The sequence below is a fragment of the Candidatus Methanodesulfokora washburnensis genome (assembly GCF_003947435.1).
Classification (GTDB): Archaea; Korarchaeota; Korarchaeia; order Korarchaeales; family Korarchaeaceae; genus Methanodesulfokora; species Methanodesulfokora washburnensis.
Genome location: NZ_RCOS01000032.1, coordinates 1 through 5,134 on the forward strand (window position 1 = coordinate 1; position 5,134 = coordinate 5,134).

Here is a 5,134-nt window from a genome sequence, read left to right on the forward strand (position 1 = left end):
AGCTTCTCGTAATCTTTGACCACATCCATCCCAAGGAGGTATGCTCTCCCATCGGTTGGAAGGAGCTGGCACGATAGTATCCTCAGAAGGGTCGTCTTTCCGGCGCCATTCTGTCCTATCACCGTCAGAACTCCCCTTCTATCATATCTAAAGTCTATTCCATTCAGTGCTTTAACTTCATTAAACTCCTTCCTCAGCTTGACAAGCTCGAGCATCAAGCCTCATTCCTTTAGTTCCATATAAATATTGGTGAGAGCTAGGGACAATAATTAAATTAGGACCCAATCCTAATGGCATGTGGAATGGTGGGAAGTCCTGAAATTCGACTGGGTTTCCAAGTCATGGAGGAACACTTACATCTGTCTCCTTCTTCTCACGATTCTTGTGGTGTTTCTTTACCTCATTATTTACCCCTCCTTTTATTGGCAGCACCTTTATGGGCTAGTTGTGTACATTTTGTTCTGTGTTGCAGTGCTGATCTATATATCTCAGGGAATTTATTTCATATTTAGAAATAAAGTTCGCTCAGGCGATAAGGTAGAGCAATGGCGGAGGCTTTATGGTGATGTAATAGGGGCTGTGGCTCTTATCCTTGGCTTCTCCTTCATCCTAATATTCTCTAATGGGAAGATTAGGGAGAGAGCTTTATGGGATCTGGCTTTTTCCCTTGTTGGTGTGGTTTTGTCTTCTGCTATTTTCGCTCTTCCATCTCTCTTTTCAAAAAGATCTAAGAGAGCCTCTTCTGTTAAAGCATAAATAATAAAACTTGAAATAATTAATTTTATAAAATTTAAGCTTTATATATTCAACATCTACACAAGTAGCTACTTTCTCCTCTGAATTAACAACATGAGGACTCCCGGGGATTCGACCAGCCTATGCGCTGCTACATCAACGGCATAGCCCAGCCTCTCCAAGCTGTGTGCCCCTATGACAATCCTGTCCTCTGCTTCCTGCCTTCTAAGAAGCTTCTTCACCTGATCAGGGATAGAGCAAACTGAGATAAGTTCGAAAGGCGCAGTTCTTCCCTCTATGGAGAGTGATTTCACAATAGCTTCCCTGCACTCAATTCTCTGGCCTGAGAATGGGGTCAACAGCAAGGTCAAACCCGTGTACTCCACGCCCAAGTAATCAGCGAGCTCCTCATCGATAACTGTATACCAAGCGCCGGTATCAACTATAGCTTCTCCCTCGATCTCTCTCCTTTCTCCAACTACTTTAAACTTGGCCTTCACGAAACCCATTGAAAAAGAGATCCTAAAGCGCATTATAAATATTCGGTGGAGAGGAGATAGAATAGTTCTTTATATTTTTATAACAGCTACGATAACTCTAGTATCATAATCTGTTTCCATAATAAGCTTTCATCCCTCTTTTTCTAAGAAGAATGAATGGAACTTCCTAAAGGAAAGTGAGATTTTTCGCTGAAGCATATAAGCTCCATCTGGATTCAGCTACTGGATATCTATTCCTGCTTTTATCAGTGCTCTCTTTATCCTCTCCACATCCTCCTCCAGCTTTTTGAACCTCTCCTCAAGGAGACGTGTTATGTTATCGAGTTTTGATGAGAGAAGCTTTGTTCTAGAGGATATCATCTTTCTCGTCTTCTTCCCCTCCTCCTTAATGACCTGTATCGTCTCATCCTGTTTTCTCAGCATCTGACCTCCGTAAGATACGATCTTCTCAAGTTGCATTGCTGTGAGATACCGATAGTAATCCTCCATTCTCATAACATCCCCCAGATATTCCTCAGCTCTTATCTCCTCCACTACAGCATTCTCAGGCCTCTTTCTCTGAATTAAATCCATGAACGTGGAGATTTTGTCCTCCGAGGAGTCAAGAAGTATCTCAACAGCCTGCTTTCCCTCAATCATGATGTTGTCCGCATAAAATCTCTCTATTCCGAGAAAGCCAGCGATTCCCAGAAGAAATGGTCTGTAGCCGACGTCGTGAACTTTCCCCACTATGATTACCCTCTTCCTTGGCATCTGCTGGAAGTACAGCAGAGAAATTTAATTATTAGCAGGCTTTAGGCTTACTATATTTTAGCTAAAGTCGTATATCAGAAAACTTTTCTGTGTAAGGCTAGGTTTCCACCAGTAAAGAGCTTTTCATTGCTGTTGGCATCTACAAACTAAATCTTTTTATCAGGTTCATAGTAGGGGGAGAAATTGCGTGCTAAAGAGAGAGTTCAGATGTTCATTGAGGACTCCTGGTCCTTTTTCAGAAGAGGGGCTGAGGAGATAAAGGAGGGACTTGAGGAGGAGGATGCGCTGAGGATAAGGGATGGTGCTGAGAAGCTTTGGAATGCTGTTGTGAGCGCTGCCAATGCATTAATTCTCAGCTACACGGATATTGTACCAGCAAGTCACTGGGAGAGGAGAAAGCTTCTGGATAAGCTTGAGGAGGAGGATCCGGAGGTTGAAAAGCTCGGATTAAGGGACAGGTATGGTGCGAGGGAGAGGTATCTCCATGAGATGACATTCTATGATGGGATAATAGATCCCGATATGCTGAGAAGGGAGATGGAGAAGGTAAAGAAGTTCATAGAGGATGTGCAGAGGATTATAAGCTCGAGAAGCAGAGGTTAGATAAGCCAGAATTAAGCTTCTTTTCTATTTCAATAGCATTAAATTCAGAACATGATATTCATCAAGATCAATGCGAGGAGACTCCGACTTCAGTCGTGGGGAGGAATTGCAACAAGGTTTAAATATTTTCTCCCTTCCTAAGGCTGAGGTAGGTTGCCCTGAAGTGCGGTGGAAAAGGGGAAAGGTTTTCCTCAAGGTTTAGGTGCAGGGTTTGCAGAAGGGAATATGATGCAGATTATAACGCCTCAGTGAATATAGCTGGGAGAGCCAAGTCCCTCCTAGCAGGGCTGAGTAACCCAGCCCGTAGGGGACTGCGGGATGAACCTACAAAGCTCCCGACTTCAGTCGTGGAGTAGGTTACTTCTCTAGTCCTCTGGACCTGTAATAGTGCCTGAAGGGCGATTAGGGAGAGGCATTCCGAAACAGCTATCCACATCTATTTCAGTTCTCTATATAACATTTCACAGAGCCCTGTTCCTCTCTTCCTCTATTTCATTGGTATAAAGAAAAGAAAGCGGAAGTTTGTTGATTAAGATAAGCGAAAAATAGTAAATGGATAAACAATGGCTCTCTTAAACGTGCATCTAATTCCGCGTACTGCATATGACACTGAGATCTCTGTTTTTGCATGTATAGATTATGCATTCTCAGAGGGGGCTCTAGAAAGCCTCTTCCCTGAAGAAGAACCCTTATAAAACCTTGGGAGGACGAAGTTTGCGATAATGCACAAAATAGCATAGGCTGAAAGGGCAATTAACGATGTGTCCAAGCAGTGGAAGAGGATCCCGACAAGGATTATGAGGATAGCCCCAGTGCACATTACAGCTATATATCCCTTTAACATCCTCCTGCTCAATGCATCTGGACCTATATCCCTTTTTATGAAGGCAGGAAGACCGGAGAACCAGCCAAAAGTGAAAAGGAGAAAACTTACAAGAGCGGTCGCAATCTCACTAGGTTTAAATCGCAAGGGCGAGAGGATCACAGGCAAGATAAACCCTATACCAATTAGAAGTCCAATAGTACATCTAAGAATTACTCCCCTCACCGTATATTTCTCATCTGGCCCCCGATTTTCCATCAATATACCTCCAAGAAAGAAAATAAAAATTTATATCCAAACATATCAAGTGCTGGAGTCATTAAAACTATGGGTATGGGCCCGGTGGTATCTCCGGCTCTTCCATTTCTGTATCGCCATAGCAGACCATTTCACAAAACGGTTCTACAGCTGTTCCGCATAGAACTCCACAGAAAAAGCCAGCAACAAACCCAGTTACTGGATAACAGACCGTATAACAGACTACAGTTGTTATGGCAGTACAGACTGCCTCGCACTGCTCATCGCTAATCAATGCTCTTGCACTCGATATAGGTCTGTCCATTCCCACTTTATTCACCAAATTGGCGAGGTGTTTTAACTCTATCGCCATCACCTTATATCCATATGGAAGTTGCTCCCTGACCGTCTTATTTCCTCTTTCATACACCTTAGATAGGTTTTCAGCAACGTTGCTGAGGATCATATAACTCTGAGAGAGCGTTATACCCCCGCTTAAATTGACAAGCTCGAGCGATGTGACCCTTTTCTCTGCAGGGGAGTAGACAACGGCGGTGAAGGCAGCATATGCTTCACCTCTTGGGAACAACATCGTGATGATCGACAGATTCCACTTAGGATTTGTGACGGAGTAGTTCAGAAGATAGTACTCAACAGAGATGTTTCCGGAGAGCTTTACAAGGCTTATATCAAGGCTTCTCCTGACGAACCTTCCCTGCTCGATAACAGGAAACTCCCTTTCAAATCCCATGCTGAAAACCTGTGTTCTCTCAACATCTATGGAATACCTCTTGCCCTCTACATCTATATTTATCTCAGCTTTCCTCCTTAAATCCCCCTTTATCTCAGCGACTGCCTCCTTGATCTCCCCATCTTTAGCATACTTTATCAACAGGATCTGATGATCCTTCTCCTTTTTCAGCACCTCTATGCTCTGATATCGACAGGCCATCCTCGGCCTCACAAGCGGTTTTACCTCCATAGATCCCCTCTCATCAACAACTATGCTGTGCTCCGTCTCCACTGGCTGTGCCATCAGGATGTTCGGGCTTATGAGGATCACCAGAAGAAGGGCTGAAAGGCCTGCCACCAACAGCTTGCCTCTCATAGAGGATCCCTGAAGGATAAATATAATTCAAATATAAACATTAAATTCCCTATCAGAAAGATTAATTCTGGGAAATATCTATACTGCTTTTTTTGGAGCAATATGCAATTGTTACAGCGGATTTTCGAGGAATTCACCGCTCCCTAAGTCGAGAGAGTTCATCGGGATTTAACTATTTTTATTGTCCCACTATCCTGCCATATCTCATTTTTACTATCCTGTTTGCAACCTGCTCGGAGAAATCCCTGTCATGTGTTGCCACAACGACATATCTTCTCCCTCTTATAATGTTTATCAGGGATTCCACAGAGCTCGAGTCAAGGTTTCCTGTTGGCTCGTCCAAGAGAAGATATTTTGGCCTCAGGGCTAAGGCCC

7 protein-coding genes and 1 pseudogene are annotated in these 5,134 nt (G+C 43.6%); 2 read left to right on the forward strand and 6 right to left on the reverse strand.

What is annotated here, in order from left to right:
* A partial coding sequence (locus D6D85_RS02445) for an ATP-binding cassette domain-containing protein (protein WP_125670494.1) occupies nt 1–215 on the reverse strand: 215 nt, incomplete at its 3' end.
* An 82-nt stretch (nt 216–297) separates the two neighbouring features.
* On the opposite strand from D6D85_RS02445, the gene D6D85_RS02450 reads away from it, so the two are divergent.
* Nucleotides 298–756 carry a hypothetical protein gene (locus D6D85_RS02450; RefSeq protein WP_125670495.1) on the forward strand — a complete coding sequence of 153 codons (459 nt, stop codon included), beginning with the start codon at nt 298–300 and terminating at the stop codon, nt 754–756.
* A gap of 68 nt (nt 757–824) precedes the next feature.
* Here the strand turns inward: D6D85_RS02450 and D6D85_RS02455 are convergent, their stop codons facing one another.
* A complete protein-coding gene (locus D6D85_RS02455; RefSeq protein WP_161969640.1) occupies nt 825–1,244 on the reverse strand; it encodes an aspartyl protease family protein in 420 nt (139 codons plus the stop codon).
* Nucleotides 1,245–1,454: 210 nt separating this feature from the next.
* Entirely contained in the window at nt 1,455–1,988 is a 534-nt protein-coding gene (locus D6D85_RS02460) for an acylphosphatase (protein WP_125670497.1), read from the reverse strand.
* Nucleotides 1,989–2,171: 183 nt separating this feature from the next.
* Here D6D85_RS02460 and D6D85_RS16770 point away from each other — a divergent pair, with 183 nt between their 5' ends.
* Nucleotides 2,172–2,591, forward strand: coding sequence for a hypothetical protein (locus D6D85_RS16770; RefSeq protein ID WP_237558723.1), 420 nt, complete (start codon nt 2,172–2,174; stop codon nt 2,589–2,591).
* Nucleotides 2,592–3,228: 637 nt separating this feature from the next.
* Here the strand turns inward: D6D85_RS16770 and D6D85_RS02475 are convergent.
* From D6D85_RS02475 to D6D85_RS15985, 3 genes and pseudogenes are all read right to left on the reverse strand, one after another.
* Nucleotides 3,229–3,672 (reverse strand): hypothetical protein, encoded by a 444-nt coding sequence (locus D6D85_RS02475; protein WP_125670498.1) that lies wholly within the window; start codon nt 3,670–3,672, stop codon nt 3,229–3,231.
* A gap of 67 nt (nt 3,673–3,739) precedes the next feature.
* Complete coding sequence (locus D6D85_RS02480; RefSeq protein WP_125670499.1) at nt 3,740–4,759, reverse strand: hypothetical protein; 1,020 nt, start codon at nt 4,757–4,759, stop codon at nt 3,740–3,742.
* A 178-nt stretch (nt 4,760–4,937) separates the two neighbouring features.
* A pseudogene (locus D6D85_RS15985) lies at nt 4,938–5,134 on the reverse strand (phosphate ABC transporter ATP-binding protein); the annotation flags it as partial.